Origin of the sequence: Corallococcus exiguus, assembly GCF_009909105.1 — a bacterium.
GTDB classification, from domain to species: domain Bacteria; phylum Myxococcota; class Myxococcia; order Myxococcales; family Myxococcaceae; genus Corallococcus; species Corallococcus exiguus.
In genome coordinates this window covers 149368-164345 of the sequence record NZ_JAAAPK010000001.1, presented here as the reverse complement: position 1 = coordinate 164345, position 14978 = coordinate 149368, and the positions used below count along the sequence as shown (strand labels likewise).

Here is a 14978-nt window from a genome sequence, read left to right as displayed (position 1 = left end):
TTCGGTTCTCCTGCACGCGGGGCCCAGGTGCGGAATGATTCCGCGCATGGCACTTCCTGTGTTCCGTCGCGGGCTCGCCGTGTTGCTGCTGGCCCCGTTGCTTGGCTGCGGTTCCAGCGCGAACGCGCAGCGGCCCGTCTCCGCCTCCACGAAGAAGGCCGCGGCCACCGCCGCCGCGCGCAAGGCAAATACGGCCACGCCCGCGCCTACCGAGGGCACGCGCAAGCCGGTGCCGACCGCCGCGGAGCTAAAGCGCGACATGGTGGCCGCGCACAACGAGGCGCGGTCGAAGGCCTCGCGCCCCACGCCGAAGCCGGCGCTGCCAGCGCTCACCTGGTCCGACGAGGCGGCGCGCAAGGCGGAGGCCTACGTGAAGGAGTGCCGCTTCGAGCACAACCCGGACCGGGGCACCTTCGGAGAGAACCTGGCCGCCGCGACGCCGGACACCTGGAACACCGCGCAGGTGGTGAAGGGCTGGGCGGACGAGTCCGCTGACTACGACTACGCCTCCGGCAAGTGCAAGGCCGGGAAGATGTGCGGCCACTACACGCAGGTGGTGTGGCGCACCACGAAGGCGGTGGGCTGCGCGACGCAGCTGTGCACGAAGAACTCGCCCTTCGGCGGCAACGTGAAGACGTGGCAACTCTGGGTGTGCAACTACGCGCCGCCGGGCAACTGGGTGGGCGAAAAGCCCTACTGAGCCGCGAGCGTGATGACCTCGATGCCGCTCGCCGTACCCACGGCGAAGCGGCGGTTCGCGGCGTCCAGCGCGAAGTGCGGCGGGGGCGGCAGATGGTGACGGATGCTGGCCAGCACCTTCCCCGTGTCCAGGTCCTCCCAGCGCTGCACCACGCGGCCGGTGGAGCGGGACACGAGCTTCGGGTGGCCGAAGAAGTCCACCACGTGCTCCGCGTCCACGACCATCAGCGGGCCTGCGGGCTCCTCCAGCTCCACCTCCGACAGCACCTTGCGCTCCGTGAGCGAGTACGTGCCCAGGTAGAAGGTGTCGCCGTCGCGGGACTCATCCACGCGGACGAAGACGAGCGTGTCCTTCACTCCAAAGGCGACGGACGTGAGGAAGATGCCGCCCTCCACGCCCTCCATCAGCGCGGCGCTGTCCAGCGACGCGGGCTCCTCCAGCGCGCGGGGCACGTCGAACACCGACGCCGCGTCCACCGGGTGCCAGATCCACCCCGCGCTCGCCAGGTAGCGCCCGTCCGGGCTGAACTGGAGCCGCGAGTGGAAGATGTCCGTCGGGGTGTTGTCGCGCTTCGTGAGGCGCTCGCCCGTGGCGGCGTCCTCCAGCTCCACCACGCAGTACGACTCCGGGCAGTGCGCCAGCAGCGTGCGTCCACTGGGGAGCGTGTGCAGGGCCACGGGATAGTCGTGGGTGTGCGCCTGGTAGAAGTCGCGCATGAGCTGCCTCACCACGCGCGTGCCGTCCAGCAGCAGTCCCGCGGTCCCCAGCGATTCGTACAGCACGCTGTAGCGGCCGTCCGGAGACATCACCGCTCGGTCGAAGCGGTAGGCGTAGCGCACATGCGGGTCGAAGGTGGTGCCATCCAGGTGGTAGCGCGTCAGCCCACCCACCGGGTCCACCAGCGCGTCGCCGCTCCAGCAGAGGGAGGACACGGCGCCCGGGGTCTTCAAGGTCTGTTTCTGGAAATCCATGGCGCCGGGGACGGGGGCGCCCGGCGCGGCCTGACGGCCCGCCCGGCTTCAGGCGGGGATCATCGTCAGCAGCTGCTGGGCCTTCGCGCGGAGCTCCTTGTCACCACCCTGGAGCACCTGCTGCGCGTGGTGGCGGGCCTTCGCCGGCTCTCCCAGGCGCAGCGCCAGCGCCAGGTTGAAGTGCGTGGTGGGGTCCTGGGGATGCGCCTCCAGCACCGGGGCCAGCACGCTCGCGGCGAGCGCCGGGCCTTCCTGCGGCACGTGCTCCAGGTAGTGCACCGCCAGGTCGTTGGGCGCGCCCGTGTCCGAGGGCGCCCGCGCGACGGCTTCTTCCAGCAGCGTGCGCACCCGGCCGCGCTGGCCCGCGACGTCCAGCGCCCGCGCCAGCTGCCGGCGGGCCTCCACCGACTCAGGGTCGCGCTGGAGGACCTCCTCGAAGAGGGGCACGGCCTCCGTCAGCTTGCCCGCGAGCAGCGCGGCCATGGCGTGCAGGCCGATGAAGTTGGGGTTCTCCGGCGCCAGCTGGCGCAGCCGCAGCGCGGCGGCCAGGGCGTTCTGCGTGAGTCCCCCGAGCAGCGACAGGTTGAAGATTTCTTCCCAGAGGACCGCGTCGTCCGACGCCAGCGTCAGCGCGTCCCGCAGCTCCTGAAGCGCGAGCCCCAGGTCCCCCGTCTCCAGATACGCCCGCGAGCGCTCCCACTGCGCGCGGTAGGACTCCTTGACCATCGTGCCCCTCAACCCCGGAACATCTTGTGGAACAGCCGCATGAACATGCCCGACTTGGGCGCGGTCTCCGGGCGGCCGGACTGCTGCTGCTGCGCCTCCGACTGGAGGTCCAGCTTCATCTTCAGCTTCTTGAGGTCCGGGTCGATGGAAAAGGTGCTGAACTCATCGTTCCCTTCAAGGGCTGTCTGGATCTTCCGCGCGCGGGATTCGTCTTGGCTCATGTCGCGTCTCCTGACCGGACCCTGACCCTACCACGGGGTCCTCGCCCCTCCCCATCCTCGCTGTCCCCCTGTCCGCTTGCCCGCACACCCACCCGCGCGCGGATAATCCCTCCCATGCGACGCCCTCCCCTCTTCCGTCCCCTGTCCGCCGTGCTGCTCACCCCGTTCCTCCTGCTCGCCTGTATCCCTGACGGGGACTCGGACGACACGCTCGAGGACGCGGGCGTCCAGGAGGACGGAGGCACCAGCGCCGATGGCGGCGGCGTGGAGCTGACGCAGTTCGCCCGCGACATGCTGGAGGCCCACAACGCGGCCCGCGCCGCCGCGAAGCCCACGCCGTCACCCGCGCTGGAGCCGCTCACGTGGGACCCCGCGGTGGCGGAGATCGCCCAGAAGTGGGTGGACAACTGCGATTACGAGCACAACGCGGGCCGTGGCAACGCGGGAGAGAACATCGCCGCCGCCACGCCGGACTACCTGAACGCGAAGACGGTGGTGAAGGGCTGGGTGGACGAGGTGGCGGACTACGACTACTCGAAGAACGCCTGCGCGTCGGGCAAGGCCTGCGGCCACTACACGCAGGTGGTGTGGCGCAACACGCGCCGCCTGGGCTGCGCCACGAAGCGCTGCACCGTCAATTCGCCCTTCGGGACGTCCAGCTGGGACTTCTGGGTGTGCAACTACGCGCCCCCGGGCAACTACGTGGGCCAGCGTCCCTACTGAAGGCCGCTGGCCCCACTGCGATGCGTCCTCAGCGCTTGAGCGTGCGCGCGAGGAACGCGGACGTCTCCGCCCAGGCGGACGCGGCGGCGCGCTCGTCGTAGCGGCCGCCGGAGGGGTTGGCGAAGGCGTGGTCCGCGTCGTACTCCACGATGCGGCTGCGCACGCCGGCCTCCTCCAGCGCCTTCTCGAAGGCCTGCACCGTCTCCGGCGGGATGGACTTGTCCTTCGTGCCAAAGATGCCCAGCACCTGGGCCTTGATGGTGGAGAGCTGCTGCGGGTCGGTCACCGGGTGGCCGTAGTAGATGACCGCCGCGCTCAGCTCCGGGATGGCCATGGCGGTGCGCAGCGACCAGCCGCCGCCAAAGCACCAGCCGATGCTGCCGGTGCGCACGGCCTGGATGCGCGGGTCTCCCTTGAGGAACGCGTGCGCGGCCAGCAGCGTCTTCGTGGCCTGGTCCGGGTCCACGGCCTTCACCAGCGCGAGCGCCTCGTCGGGGTTGGCGCCCACCTTGCCGTGGTAGAGGTCCACCGCGAGCGCCGCGTAGCCCTCCGCCGCCAGCCGGTCCGCCCAGGCCTGCACGTGCTCGTTGAGGCCCCACCACTCATGGATGACGATGACGGCGGGCAGGGGGCCCTTCGCGTTCGGAGGCAGGCTCAGGTAGGCCTTGGAGCCGTCGGACAGCTCCACCGGCTGGCCCTTGCGCTCGGGGGCGGCGTCCGTGCGCAGGGTGTGCATGGCCTTGAACTCCTCCTCGGAGACGGCGCCCGTGGCGGACGGCGTGCGCGCCACCTCCGCCGGACTGCTCGTCGCGCAGGCGCCCAGCATCAGCGCCGCCGCCAGCACCCACGTGAGCCTCTTCATGTCCGGCTTCATCGTCCGTGTCCTTTCGGGCCCGGGCTGTCCGGGCCGCCTTCCGGGCGTAGCGCGGTGAAGGTGGACGCGCCAGCGCGTTGAACCCCGGACGCGAAGAGGGCCGGCGCGAGGGGAAGTCCCTCACGTCGGCCCTCGGTCCCGCCGCTCCCGTCAAGGAGAGGGGGTGACTACTTCGTCGCCGGGGGCGGCTTGGCGGCCGGGGGCGGCTTCGCGCCGGGGGCCGGCGGCTTCGCGCCAGGGGGCGGGGTGCCCATGCCGGGCATGCCGGGCATGCCCGGAGGGGCCTCGGGGGCCTTCACGATCTCGAGCAGCTCGACCTCGAACACCAGGGCGGCGCCGCCGGGGATGTTCGGGGGCGCGCCGCGGTCGCCGTAGGCGATGTCGGAGGGGCACACGAGCTGCGCCTTGCCGCCGACCTTCATCTTCTGGAGGCCCTCGGTCCAGCACTTGATGACGCCCTGGAGCGGGAACTGCGTGGGCTCACCGCGCTTGTAGGAGGAGTCGAACTCCTTGCCGTCCGCGAGGGTGCCCTTGTAGTGCACCTTCACGATGTCGGAGGCCTGGGGCTGGGGACCGGTGCCCGCCTGGGTCTCCTTGTAGATGAGGCCGGACTCGGTCTTCACCGCGCCGGGCTCCTTGGCCTTCTCCTCCAGGAACTTCGCGGACTTCTCCTTCTCCGCGGTGGCCTTGCGCAGCGAACGCTCGCGCGCGAGGTCCTGGAGCTTGGGACCGTAGGTCTCCAGGTCCACGTCGGTCTTCTGACCGGTGACCTGGGCCGTGAGGCCGGCCTTCACGAACTCCAGCTCCTGCGGGGTCATGTCGAACACGCTGATGCTGCGGCCGATGGACAGGCCCAGCGCGTACAGCGTCTTCTGCTCCTCGGTCTGAGGAGCACCGGCGGTGGCCGCAGCCGTGGAGGTGCCGGTGGCGGAGGTCTCGCCCGGCTTCGCTCCCTGGCCCTGGCAGGCCGTCAGGCTCAGCATCGCCGCGATCAGGATCGTCTTCTTCATCATGATGTCGTCGCCTTTCCTTTGGCTCAGCGGCGGCCGACCGCCCCCCGCTGCATGCCTGGGGCGCGGTCTACTACAGAAAGTGCCCGGCATCCTCTTGGGAACCGTGCTTTCCCCGGATGGGGGTCCATGCAGGTAGGACAACCGGCCGCCGGGCCCCCAACCGGTGGGACGGCCCCGGATTCCCGGCCTGGGAGCGCTGGAAGGGTCCTACCGGGAGGAACGACCGCCAAACGCGGCCTGGGAGACCCCGAGCAGGACGATGGCGCCCAGGATGGCGCCCAGGAAGCCGGTGGGCTCCGGGTCGCGCCAGTCGGTGCCCCGCCAGACGGACGTGAGGAAGCCGCCCACGAAGGCCCCGGCGACGCCCAGGAGCGTGGTGCCAATGCACCCCAGGCGCTGGTTCCCCGGCAGCACGGCCCGGGCGATGAGCCCCGCGAAGAAGCCGAAGATGATCCACCCCAACAGCCCCATGACGTCCTCCCCGTGCGGCGAGTGAAGGCCCGCAATGTGGCGCAGGGCGGGCGGGGGCGGAAGTGCGGAGGTGGTGTCCTTGCCCCCTACCGGAAGCGTGTGGTGCGGTCGTTCGACCCCGGAGCGCCCTGGGGGGGTACCGGGAGGGAGCGCGATGCCCACGCTGACGCGACTCACCATCCGCCATTTCCGGAACGTCATTCCCACGACCCTGGAGTTCCGCCCGGACATCAACGTCCTGCTGGGCGGGAGCCAGACCGGGAAGACGACGCTGCTGCGGCTGCTGTCCACCGTCGTGGACCATCCCGACGAAGCCCTGAAGGATGACCCCTTCGACGTGAGCTGGCGCATCGCCAAGGAACAGCTGGAACTGGAATGCGCGATGACCCGACCGCGAACCGAAAGCGCCACGGACGAGTCTGGCGCGTCACGTTTTCCGCGGACGTTCTCCTGCACGCTCACGGACCACGGCACGGAGGTCCTCAAAGGGGACATCGGTCCGGATGGCACCCGTATCGAGCGGGACGGGAGAACGGAGCACCATCGCTACCCGCTCGTGACCTCGCCCTTCACGATCCTCCGCGTCGTCCTCTCCAAGCACGACGCACCCATGGAGCTGCGCTACCGGCTCATCACCTTCTCCCTGTTGACGGCGGGCAGGCTGGACGAAGGCCTCGAGGGCTACCACGCACTGCTCGACCTCGAGGGGTGGAGGATGGGCGTCCACGGCGCCTGGAACCTCCGCGCTGTTCCTTCTTCCTTCAGGGACCTGCTGGACACCGACCCGATTGGCACGACGTTGACGTTCACGCCGGAGTTCCTGACACACGCGGTCCGGGCACTTGGCTTCGACTCGGCCAGCGCGCGATTCGATATCGAGAGGCTGCCCGCGATCCCCAGCGGCTACCTCACCCAGCTGCGCAATCTGAGGTTCGTCTTCAAGCACGCCGATGAGGAGATCCCTCACGACCTGCTCGCCCCCGAGGAAAAGCTCCTCCTTGCTTTCTTCGCCCACGCCGACGCATCGCGCACCATCCTCATCGCGGACGAGCCGATGCATGGCTTCCACTTCAAGTGGGTCACCGACTGTCTGAGGCAAGTGGGTAATCGGCAGATGTTCCTGACCAACCAGAACCCTCTGCTCCTGGACGTTCTCCGCTTCGGGAGCGCCGAGGACGTTCGCCGGACCTTCACCCTGTGCAAGCAGGCCCACGATGAGTCGGGAGCACGGCTGGTCTGGCGCAACCCCACCGAGGACGAAGCGGAATCCTTCTTCCAGGCCCATCTGGCCGGGGGGCAGAGCGTTTCGGAGATCCTCCGAGCCCAGGGCCTCTGGTAACACGTCACCTCACCACCCATGAGCCCCCTCCGCCGAGCCACCCGGGACGACAACGCCGCGCTGCTGGACCTGTTCGGCGACGTGCCCATGACCGGGGACCTGGTGCTCAGCACGCAGCGGTCGCCGGACTACTTCGGCCTCTTCGCCATGCAGCGAGGTGACGCGGAGGTCTGGGCCCACGGCGAAACATCCCGCCTGGATGGAATGGGCGCCATCCACGTCCGCGACGGATGGCTGGAAGGCAGACCGTGCCGCGTGGGCTACCTGGGCGATTTGCGCACCCGCTTCTCCGCGCGCCGCGCCCGGGGCCTGGCCCGGTTCTATGGCCCCGTCCTGGAGGAGACCGCCCGCCGCCACGGCGTGGACGTGTTCCTCACCGCCGTCATGGCCTCCAACGCGGCCGCGCTCCAGGCGCTCGTGCGTCGTGGCGCGTCCCGGGAAGCGCAGCCGCACTACCACCTGATGCGCGCCTTCTCCGCCGTCTCGCTCCAGTTCGTGCTGCGCCGCAAGCCGCGCCCCAGCCGCTACACCGTTCGCCAGGCCACCGCCGCGGACGTGCCCGCCATGGCCGCGCTGCTGGACGCGGACCACCGTCAACGCCCCTTCGGCTACCGCTTCGACACCGGTGAACTGGAGCACCGGCTCGCGCACTGGCCTCGGCTTCGCGTGGAGGATTCGTTCCTCGCGTTCGACCCCGCGGGGAACCTCGTCGGCTGCACCTCCGCGTGGAACCCCGACGCCGTGAAGCGCTACCGCGTGCTCGCGTACCGGGGCGGCATGAAGTGGGTGCGCCGGGGCTTCAACGCGCTCGCCACCGTCACCGGCGCGCCCCGCCTGCCCGCGCCCGGCGGCGACTTCCGCTACTTCTACCTCTGCAACACCAGCATCCCCTCGGAGGACCCCGGCGTCCTGCGCGCGCTGCTGGACGCCGTCTACGCCGCGTTCCACGGCCGGGGCTTCCACTTCTTCACCGTGCAGCAGGACGCCAGTGACCCGCTGGCCTCGGCCTTCGATGGCTTCATCCAGCGGAGGCTGGACTTCCACCTCTACGCCGTCACGCCCGCGTCGCGCCCCCCGAGGACCTTCCCCGGGGGACGCACCGGCTTCGAAATCTGCCTGCCCTGACGCTCACACCACGCGCGTCTTCCAGCGCCCGCGCCGGAACAACACGATGCCCAGCACGGACATCAACGCGAAGGCCGCCGGCACCGCCCAGTACGCGCCCACCGAGCCCAGGCCCACCGGATGGGCCAGCACCCACGCCAGCGGCAGCTCCAGCACCCAGAGACACCCCAGGTCGATGAGCGTGGGCGTGCGCGTGTCCCCCGCGCCATTGAACGCGGAGGTGATGACCATGCCGTACGCGCACGACAGGAAGCTCAGGCTGAAGATGCGCAGCGCCGTGGCCCCTTCGTCCACCACCGCCGCATCCGTCGTGAACGCTCCCAGCAGCGGATGCGCGAAGATGAAGAACACCACGCCGATGCTGCCCAGCACCATCAGGTTGTACTTGCCCGCCAGCCACACCGCCTTCGCGCCCCGCTCCGGGTCCCCCGCGCCCATGCTCTGCCCCAGCAGCGTGGCCGCCGCGTTGCCCAGGCCCCACGCGGGCAGCAGCGCGAACATCACGATGCGGATGGCGATGGTGTAGCCCGCCAGCGCCGTGCTGCCGAACGACGACACGATGCGCACCAGCACCACCCAGCTGGACGTGGTCACCAGCGCCTGCACCATGCCCGCGCTCGACAACCGCAGCATCGCGAGCATCGTCGCGGGCTCCAGCGACACGTGCTCGCGCCGAATCTGGAGCCGGCCGTTGGACCGCACCAGCCGGAAGAGCTGGTACACCACGCCCGCGCTCCGGCCCAGCGTGGTGGCCCACGCCGCGCCCACCACGCCCATCTCCGGAAACGGCCCCCAGCCGAAGATGAGACACGGCGCGAGCACGATGTTGAGCCCGTTGGCCAGCATCAGCACGCGCATCGCGATGGCCGCGTCACCCGCGCCCCGGAAGATGGCGTTGATGAGGAAGAGCAGCAGGATGCTCACCACGCCGCCCATCATCACGCGCGTGTAGCCCACGCCGTGCTCCAGCACCCACGGCGAGCCGCCGAGCGCCGCCATCATCGGCCGGGCGAAGATGATGCCCGCCACGGCCAGCACCGTGGAGATGATGACCCCCAGGCCAATGGCTTGCACCGCCGTGCGCCCCGCGCGCTCCGCGTCCTTCTCTCCGATGCGGCGGGCCACCATCGCCGTGGCGCCGATGCTCAGGCCCATGCCGGCCGCGTAGATGATGGTGAGGATGCCCTCGGTGAGCCCCACCGTGGCCACCGCCTCCGCGCCCAACCGGCCGACGAAGGCGACGTCCACCACGGCGAACACCGACTCCATGCACATCTCCAGCACCATGGGCACGGCCAGCAGGAAGATGGCCCTCCCGAGTGGCAGCTGGGTGAGGTCCTGCTCCGTGCCGTGCAGGGCCTCTTTCGCGAGGGACCACAGCCCCTTCTTCACGGCGTCGCGGCTGGCCACGGGCTCGGGCGCCTGGGCGTGGCTGTCCGCCAGCGGTGTCTCTTCCACGGGGTGAGGCCTTTCGAGAGCGAGGGGACTTCCTACCGCGAAACGCCCACACGTGGCGCCCAGCGACGCGGCTTCCTACGCCCGCTGCCTCCCACTCCTGACATCTGAAGGTGCCGCACCCACCCTCATCGAGCCAGCAGGTGAGCGTCCGCTGCTGGACGGCTGCGTCGTGCCTTTGGACAACATGCCCTTGTGAGGGCCGGGAGTAGCTTGCTGCATCCCGATGAGTCCCTTACCCGCGACCGCTTCTCTCCTGCCCACCGCGGTAGGTCCTCATTTCACCCTGGCCTCGTCCGCGCGACTGCTGGGCTCCACGCAAGTGGGGCCCGGGGCCATCATCTCCCGAGGCGCCGTCGTGCGCTCGGTGGGAGGCTCCGTGATGTTGGGAGCCTTCTCCACGCTGCGCGAGGACGCGGTGGTGGTGGGCACTCCCGAACGGCCCACGTCCATCGGAGAGAAGACCGTGCTCGGTCCGCGCTCTCTCGTGATGGGTGCGCGTGTGGGGTCGCTGTGCGACATCGGCGGCGGCGCCATCCTGATGCCCGGCGTGACGCTGGGCGACCGCTGCCTGGTGGGAGAAGGCACGGTGTTGCCGCCGGGCATGACGGTGCCGGATCAATCCGTGGTGCTGGGCCGGCCGGGACAGGTCCTGCGGATGCTCTCCTCCGAGGACCTGACCCACCTGCAGCAGCGCCGCGGCGGCGACCTGTCGCTGCCCGCCGCACCTTTGACCCCTTTCTCCGCGCGAGACCGCGCCGAGGACGCCCCCATGGGACAGCTGTATGCCTTTCGCGACCGTCACCCCTTCGTCCACCCCACCGCCACCCTCTTCTCCTCCGCGGAGGTGTCCGGTGACGTGGTCATCGGCGCGGGGGCCATCATTGGCGCGGGCGTGAAGATCACCGGCGACCTGAACGGTCCGGTGCGCATTGGCGCGCGGGTGCAGATTTTGGAGAACACGGTGCTGCACCTGCAGCCGGACACCATGCTGGTGCTGGATGAGGGCGTGGTGGTGGGCCCGGGCTGCATCCTGCATGCGTGCAACCTGGGCGCGGGCACGGTGGTGGAGCCCGGCGCCATCCTCTGCGAGGGCAGTCACCTGGGGAAGGGCTGCCACGTGGCCGCCGGCAGCCTGGTGAAGGCGCGCGCGGTGTTCCCGGACTACGCGCTGGTGGAGGGCTTCCCCGCGGCGCAGGTGGGCACGCGCACGTCGCCGCCGGAGCCGCCGCGCTGGGTGCTCAGGCCGGAGGACCTGCCGGGCCTGCGGCGCATGGGGTGAGTGGATTTGCACTGACCGTGCGCTCTCTGGCAGGGTCGCGGGCCATGGACGCAGTCAATTCAATCATCGAGATCGCGGGCCCGCTGCTGTTGGGCATGGCCTGTGGCGCGCTCTTCCGGAAGTTCGTGTACCCGCGCGTCCTCGCGCAGTTGGGAAGCCTGGCCCGGCCGGTGACCTCCTCCGCCAACACGTGGATGCTGGTGGTGCAGATCTGCTTCACGCTGGGCCTGGCGGTGGCGTGCCATGCGTCCAACGCCATGGCGACGCTGATGTGGGCGCATGAGCATCTGCCTCCGCTGCCCTTCCCGTTCACCCTGGGGCTGCTCCACTGGATCTTCCTGGGTGCGACCTTCTTCTCCGGGTACTTCCTGGCGCTGATTCCCTCCTCGGACTCCGAGGAGGAGCAGTCGGCCTCCGGTACGGTCTAGACCCAGAAGACCACGTCGCGCTCCGCGTCCTCGGGACCGGAGCCGTGAGCGCCTTCGCGCAGCCAGCGGCGGTACGCCTCGATGTCCGCGTGGTGCAGGTCCGCCTCCGTGCCCGAGTACACGCCGCCGCCGGGACCATCCGTCAGCCCCTGGCGCTGCGTCTCCATGATGCGGACGTCCTGCTGGATGACCTGCCGCGTGTACCAGCGCACCAGCGGCGTCAGCGCGCGGCCCACCCATGCGCCCGGCACGTCCACCGGCAACCGGTAGCTGATGGCCGTGTACACGAGCGTGTCCGTGGGCCCGATGGGCGTGCACTGTGAGTTGATGGCGAAGCCGCTGTCTCCCCACTGGTAGTCCACGCGCGTGACGTTGGGGACGATGAACTCGTCCGTGTGCACGAGTGGCAGACCGCGCGGGTTGAACAGCCGCCCCAGGCCCGTGAGCGCGTCCTCCTCCTGGTGGTAGGTCATCCGCACGCGGCCCGCGTGGCGCTTCACCGTGGAGGGCACGCGCTTGCGCGTGGGATTGCGGAACCAGCCCCGGTGCACGAAGGACGTGTGCGGCACGTCCATGAAGTTCTCCACCAGGTTCGTCACGCCGTTCGCGAAGCGCGTGACCATGAAATAGACGGTCCAGCCGCGCTCGCCCCAGTAGGGCACGCGGAAGGGCTCCGCGCGGGCGTGGGTGACATCCGCGCCCAGGTAGACGTAGACGAGCCCGTCCTGTTCCCGCGCGGGGAAGCGCGCAAGCCGTCCCAGGTCGCAGGGCGCGGGCTGGAGGCCTTCGTGCGCGCAGGCGCGAGCGTCCAGCTTCTCCCCGCGTTGGGGAGGGCCCAGCGCGGGGATCTCCACCACCGCGCCGGACGCGTCGTAGACCCAGCCGTGGTACGGGCAGCCGAGCCGTCCGTCGAACACGTCGCCCTGGGACAGGCGCGCGTTGCGGTGGAGGCAGCGGTCGCGCAGCGCGGTGGGTGCGCCGTCGGGTCCGCGGAAGAGGACCAGCCCCGTGCCGAACACGGTGCGCGCGACGGGCTTGTTCGCGGGCAGCTCCGTGGAGAGGCACGCCACGTACCAGAAGTCCTTCAGCGCGCCGCAGCGAGCGAGGTCCGCCTCCGCGTCCAGGTCCACCGTGAGCATCGTCATGATGTCCCTCTTCCGAACCACTCCGCCCAGCCGGCCTGGCGGTGCAGGTCCACGGGCTTGATGTCGCCCGCGCGCTGACCGAGCTGGATGCATCGGGCCTCGTAACGCCGGGCCCCCTGCGTCACGCGCACCGCGCGCACCGGACCGAGCTGTCCCAGCTCCCGCGCGTAGCGGTAGTGGTGGCCTTCGCACAGGGCTCGCTCCACGTTCGCAGCCATGGCGTCCAGCTGGTTCGTGGGCAGGGCCGACTCAAGGAAGAGGCGGTAGGCCGGCGGTGTCCCCCACTCCGGCGCGAGCATGGCGAAGGCGGGCCGCGTGGGGCCCAGCGCGGCGTCCAGGACCGTGCCCACTCGCGCGGCGGAGAGCTTCTCGCCCACGAGGTCTGACACGGCATCCGCTCGGCCGAGGAACCGCAGACAGGGCGTCGCGTGCACGAAGCCTTCCACGCGGACGAGGTCCCCCAGTCGGTAGCGCAGCAGTCCGCCGGACGTGGAGAGGAGTACCGCATAGGTGCGGCCCGCCGTCAGCTCGTGCGCCAGGAGTGGGCGTGCGTCAGGGCGCTCCGGGTCCATGAACTCGATGAAGTGGCTCCGGACCGCGAGCACTGGCGCGGGCGCTTCGAAGAGGGGCACTGTGATGACGCCCTCCGTGGCGAGCAGGCCCTTGCCCTGGACCTCGATGCCCGGGAAGCGCCGGCATGCGCCAGCCACGGCGTACGAGGCCTGGGCGTCCGTCCACATGCTCAGGAGCGCGAGCCCTGGCCAGAGCGTGCGTCCGTCGCGCAGGGCGGCGCGCAGCACCTGGGCCCTCGGGATGTCACGCACGCCCTGGAGCCCCTGCACGAGCGCCGTCCAGGCAGGGTCGCTAGCCACGGGTGTGCCGTCCGCGTCCTGTTCAGGAGGCCGCAGCGTGCCGCGCTCCAGGTCCTCCGCGAGCCGTTCGCCGTGCCGCTCCAGTGCGTCCATCAGGAGCGTGAGGAAGCTGGGGTTCCAGACGCTGATCAGCGCCAGGTTCGAACACCGCACGAGGAACCACAGCGTCACGTAACGACACGGTTCGACGTGGGGAGCCTGCCCCACCGAGCCCGGCACGGCGAAGACGCGCGAGAGCAGCGGCTGCAACGGGCGCGGGAACCAGGCGCTGTCCTCCGCCGAGCCCACCCGGATGCCACCTGCGGTCCGGTGCTGTCTCCGGCCCAGCGGGGAGATGGACCAGTAGCTGGGGCCTTCGCGCACCGCGGGGCGGCGCAGGAAGACCTCGTGCAGCATGGGTGCGAGCGCGCGCTGGAACTCGCGCAGCAGGCCCTGCGTCACCGGCACCCGCTTGGACGCACCCGAGGAACCACCGGACAGCTCGAAGCGCAGCACGGGCTCACGAGTGAGGACCCGCGCTTCTCCCCGCGCGATGCGCTCGACGTCTTCCGTCACCGTGTCCGGCGTGGTGATGGGCACCGCGTCCTGGAACTCCCGAGCGGTGCGGATACGGCCGAAGTGCGGCAGCCGCTCCGCCTGTGCCGTGCCCTCCACGGCGCGGAGGATGCGCGCCAGACACTCCGCCTGCGCGACCTCCGGCTCGCGCAACGCATGACGGAAGCGCAGCGCGGACGGCGTCAGCGCCGCCATCGTGGCGGACAACATCGCACGGGAAGTCAGCACGTCACGTCCCCACGCGGATTCGCGGACAGCGCGGATGAGACCAGCGCCGCCATCGTGGCGGACACCATCGCACGGGAAGTCAGCACGTCACGTCCCCACGCGGACTCGCGATGCGTCCCGCTCCCGCCGGGCCCAGCGACGCAGCTGGCCCCAGACGCTTCGAGCCAGCGCCCTCGCCAGATCCCAGCCGCGGATCTCCACCAGACACACCAGCTCCTCGCCCTCGGCGTGGCCGGGGTTGCGTTCCGCGAAGTAGGCGATGTGCGGATGAGCCGCCGCGTCGCGGTCGATGGGCGAGACGCCATCCCGCACCCGGTAGTGCGCGCCGTCAAAGCGCAGCGTTCCCTTCGCCGCGTCGTACTGCGCGCCGAACCACCGCGTCGCCAGTCCCCGCAGGAACTCCGAGCGTCCTTCCGGCGGCGTCCAGTCCCGGCGCGGATGCGTGCGCGGGAAGTAGTTCACCGCCAACAGGTACGTCTTGTATCCGCCCGACAAGAGCAGCCAGTACAGCGGCCTCCACGGCCGGCGCAGCTTGCGCGCGAGCAACAACCTTCCGAACACCACCTGCAACGTCTTGTGGCCCCACCAGTCCGGATGGATGACCGTGTCACCCGAGTACAGCACCTCCACGCCACCCTCCTCCGCCACCCGTACCGTGCTGAACCCCACCAACTCCCGCGTGCGCCGGGCATGCAGCAGGAACACCCACTGCTTCGCGTCCAGGTCCGCGTGGAAACGCTCGGCGCTCACGCCCACGTAGCAGCACTGCATCAGCGCCAGCATCCGCGCCCGGGTGCCGGCGTCCAGGTCCTCCCGCCGCACCGTGGTGCCCTTCATCGCGGAGAGCATC

At 70.4% G+C, this 14978-nt stretch carries 16 protein-coding genes; 6 read left to right on the top strand and 10 right to left on the bottom strand.

Going from position 1 to position 14978, the window contains the following annotated elements:
- The first annotated feature begins 46 nt into the window (after positions 1-46).
- Positions 47-700, top strand: coding sequence for a CAP domain-containing protein (locus GTZ93_RS00730; protein ID WP_257979364.1), 654 nt, complete (start codon positions 47-49; stop codon positions 698-700).
- Here GTZ93_RS00730 and GTZ93_RS00725 read toward each other — a convergent pair.
- The 3 genes from GTZ93_RS00725 to GTZ93_RS00715 all read right to left on the bottom strand — a co-directional run bounded on the left by GTZ93_RS00725 (position 694) and on the right by GTZ93_RS00715 (position 2618).
- Entirely contained in the window at positions 694-1650 is a 957-nt protein-coding gene (locus GTZ93_RS00725; RefSeq protein WP_257979363.1) for a WD40 repeat domain-containing protein, read from the bottom strand. The two genes, GTZ93_RS00730 and GTZ93_RS00725, sit on opposite strands and share 7 nt — an antisense overlap.
- Before the next feature lie 69 nt (positions 1651-1719).
- Positions 1720-2397 carry a tetratricopeptide repeat protein gene (locus tag GTZ93_RS00720; protein ID WP_139920628.1) on the bottom strand — a complete coding sequence of 226 codons (678 nt, stop codon included), beginning with the start codon at positions 2395-2397 and terminating at the stop codon, positions 1720-1722.
- Positions 2398-2405: 8 nt separating this feature from the next.
- The gene (locus GTZ93_RS00715) at positions 2406-2618 is read right to left on the bottom strand and encodes a hypothetical protein (protein ID WP_120566951.1); all 213 of its coding nucleotides are present in this window, start codon (positions 2616-2618) and stop codon (positions 2406-2408) included.
- Between the two features lie 114 nt (positions 2619-2732).
- Between GTZ93_RS00715 and GTZ93_RS00710 the strand changes: the two genes are divergently transcribed.
- On the top strand, positions 2733-3341 hold the full coding sequence (locus GTZ93_RS00710; RefSeq protein WP_139924212.1) for a CAP domain-containing protein: 609 nt from the start codon (positions 2733-2735) through the stop codon (positions 3339-3341).
- 28 nt (positions 3342-3369) lie between these two features.
- Here GTZ93_RS00710 and GTZ93_RS00705 read toward each other — a convergent pair whose 3' ends face one another.
- The 3 genes from GTZ93_RS00705 to GTZ93_RS00695 all read right to left on the bottom strand — a co-directional run bounded on the left by GTZ93_RS00705 (position 3370) and on the right by GTZ93_RS00695 (position 5699).
- The gene (locus tag GTZ93_RS00705; protein ID WP_121756209.1) at positions 3370-4203 is read right to left on the bottom strand and encodes a dienelactone hydrolase family protein; all 834 of its coding nucleotides are present in this window, start codon (positions 4201-4203) and stop codon (positions 3370-3372) included.
- 179 nt (positions 4204-4382) lie between these two features.
- Positions 4383-5225: an FKBP-type peptidyl-prolyl cis-trans isomerase gene (locus tag GTZ93_RS00700; RefSeq protein ID WP_161662675.1), complete on the bottom strand. Its 843-nt coding sequence runs from the start codon at positions 5223-5225 to the stop codon at positions 4383-4385.
- Between the two features lie 210 nt (positions 5226-5435).
- Positions 5436-5699 (bottom strand): GlsB/YeaQ/YmgE family stress response membrane protein, encoded by a 264-nt coding sequence (locus GTZ93_RS00695; protein ID WP_120598713.1) that lies wholly within the window; start codon positions 5697-5699, stop codon positions 5436-5438.
- Positions 5700-5853: 154 nt separating this feature from the next.
- Between GTZ93_RS00695 and GTZ93_RS00690 the strand changes: the two genes are divergently transcribed.
- Both GTZ93_RS00690 and GTZ93_RS00685 read left to right on the top strand, forming a co-directional pair.
- Positions 5854-7038: an AAA family ATPase gene (locus GTZ93_RS00690; protein WP_139921080.1), complete on the top strand. Its 1185-nt coding sequence runs from the start codon at positions 5854-5856 to the stop codon at positions 7036-7038.
- Between the two features lie 18 nt (positions 7039-7056).
- Complete coding sequence (locus GTZ93_RS00685) at positions 7057-8163, top strand: GNAT family N-acetyltransferase (RefSeq protein WP_120579444.1); 1107 nt, start codon at positions 7057-7059, stop codon at positions 8161-8163.
- Positions 8164-8166: 3 nt separating this feature from the next.
- On the opposite strand, the gene GTZ93_RS00680 is transcribed toward GTZ93_RS00685, so the two are convergent.
- Positions 8167-9621 carry an MATE family efflux transporter gene (locus GTZ93_RS00680; RefSeq protein ID WP_139921078.1) on the bottom strand — a complete coding sequence of 485 codons (1455 nt, stop codon included), beginning with the start codon at positions 9619-9621 and terminating at the stop codon, positions 8167-8169.
- Between the two features lie 223 nt (positions 9622-9844).
- Here GTZ93_RS00680 and GTZ93_RS00675 point away from each other — a divergent pair, with 223 nt between their 5' ends.
- Both GTZ93_RS00675 and GTZ93_RS00670 read left to right on the top strand, forming a co-directional pair.
- Positions 9845-10900, top strand: coding sequence for a DapH/DapD/GlmU-related protein (locus GTZ93_RS00675; RefSeq protein ID WP_139921076.1), 1056 nt, complete (start codon positions 9845-9847; stop codon positions 10898-10900).
- 44 nt (positions 10901-10944) lie between these two features.
- Complete coding sequence (locus GTZ93_RS00670) at positions 10945-11328, top strand: hypothetical protein (RefSeq protein ID WP_139921074.1); 384 nt, start codon at positions 10945-10947, stop codon at positions 11326-11328.
- Here GTZ93_RS00670 and GTZ93_RS00665 read toward each other — a convergent pair.
- The 3 genes from GTZ93_RS00665 to GTZ93_RS00655 form a co-directional block, all read right to left on the bottom strand.
- Complete coding sequence (locus tag GTZ93_RS00665) at positions 11325-12473, bottom strand: aromatic ring-hydroxylating oxygenase subunit alpha (protein ID WP_139921072.1); 1149 nt, start codon at positions 12471-12473, stop codon at positions 11325-11327. The two genes, GTZ93_RS00670 and GTZ93_RS00665, sit on opposite strands and share 4 nt — an antisense overlap.
- Complete coding sequence (locus GTZ93_RS00660; RefSeq protein WP_139921082.1) at positions 12470-14110, bottom strand: GH3 auxin-responsive promoter family protein; 1641 nt, start codon at positions 14108-14110, stop codon at positions 12470-12472. The genes GTZ93_RS00665 and GTZ93_RS00660 overlap by 4 nt, the downstream gene beginning before the upstream one ends.
- A gap of 105 nt (positions 14111-14215) precedes the next feature.
- Positions 14216-14977, bottom strand: coding sequence for a hypothetical protein (locus tag GTZ93_RS00655; protein WP_126935686.1), 762 nt, complete (start codon positions 14975-14977; stop codon positions 14216-14218).
- Position 14978: the final 1 nt, after the last annotated feature.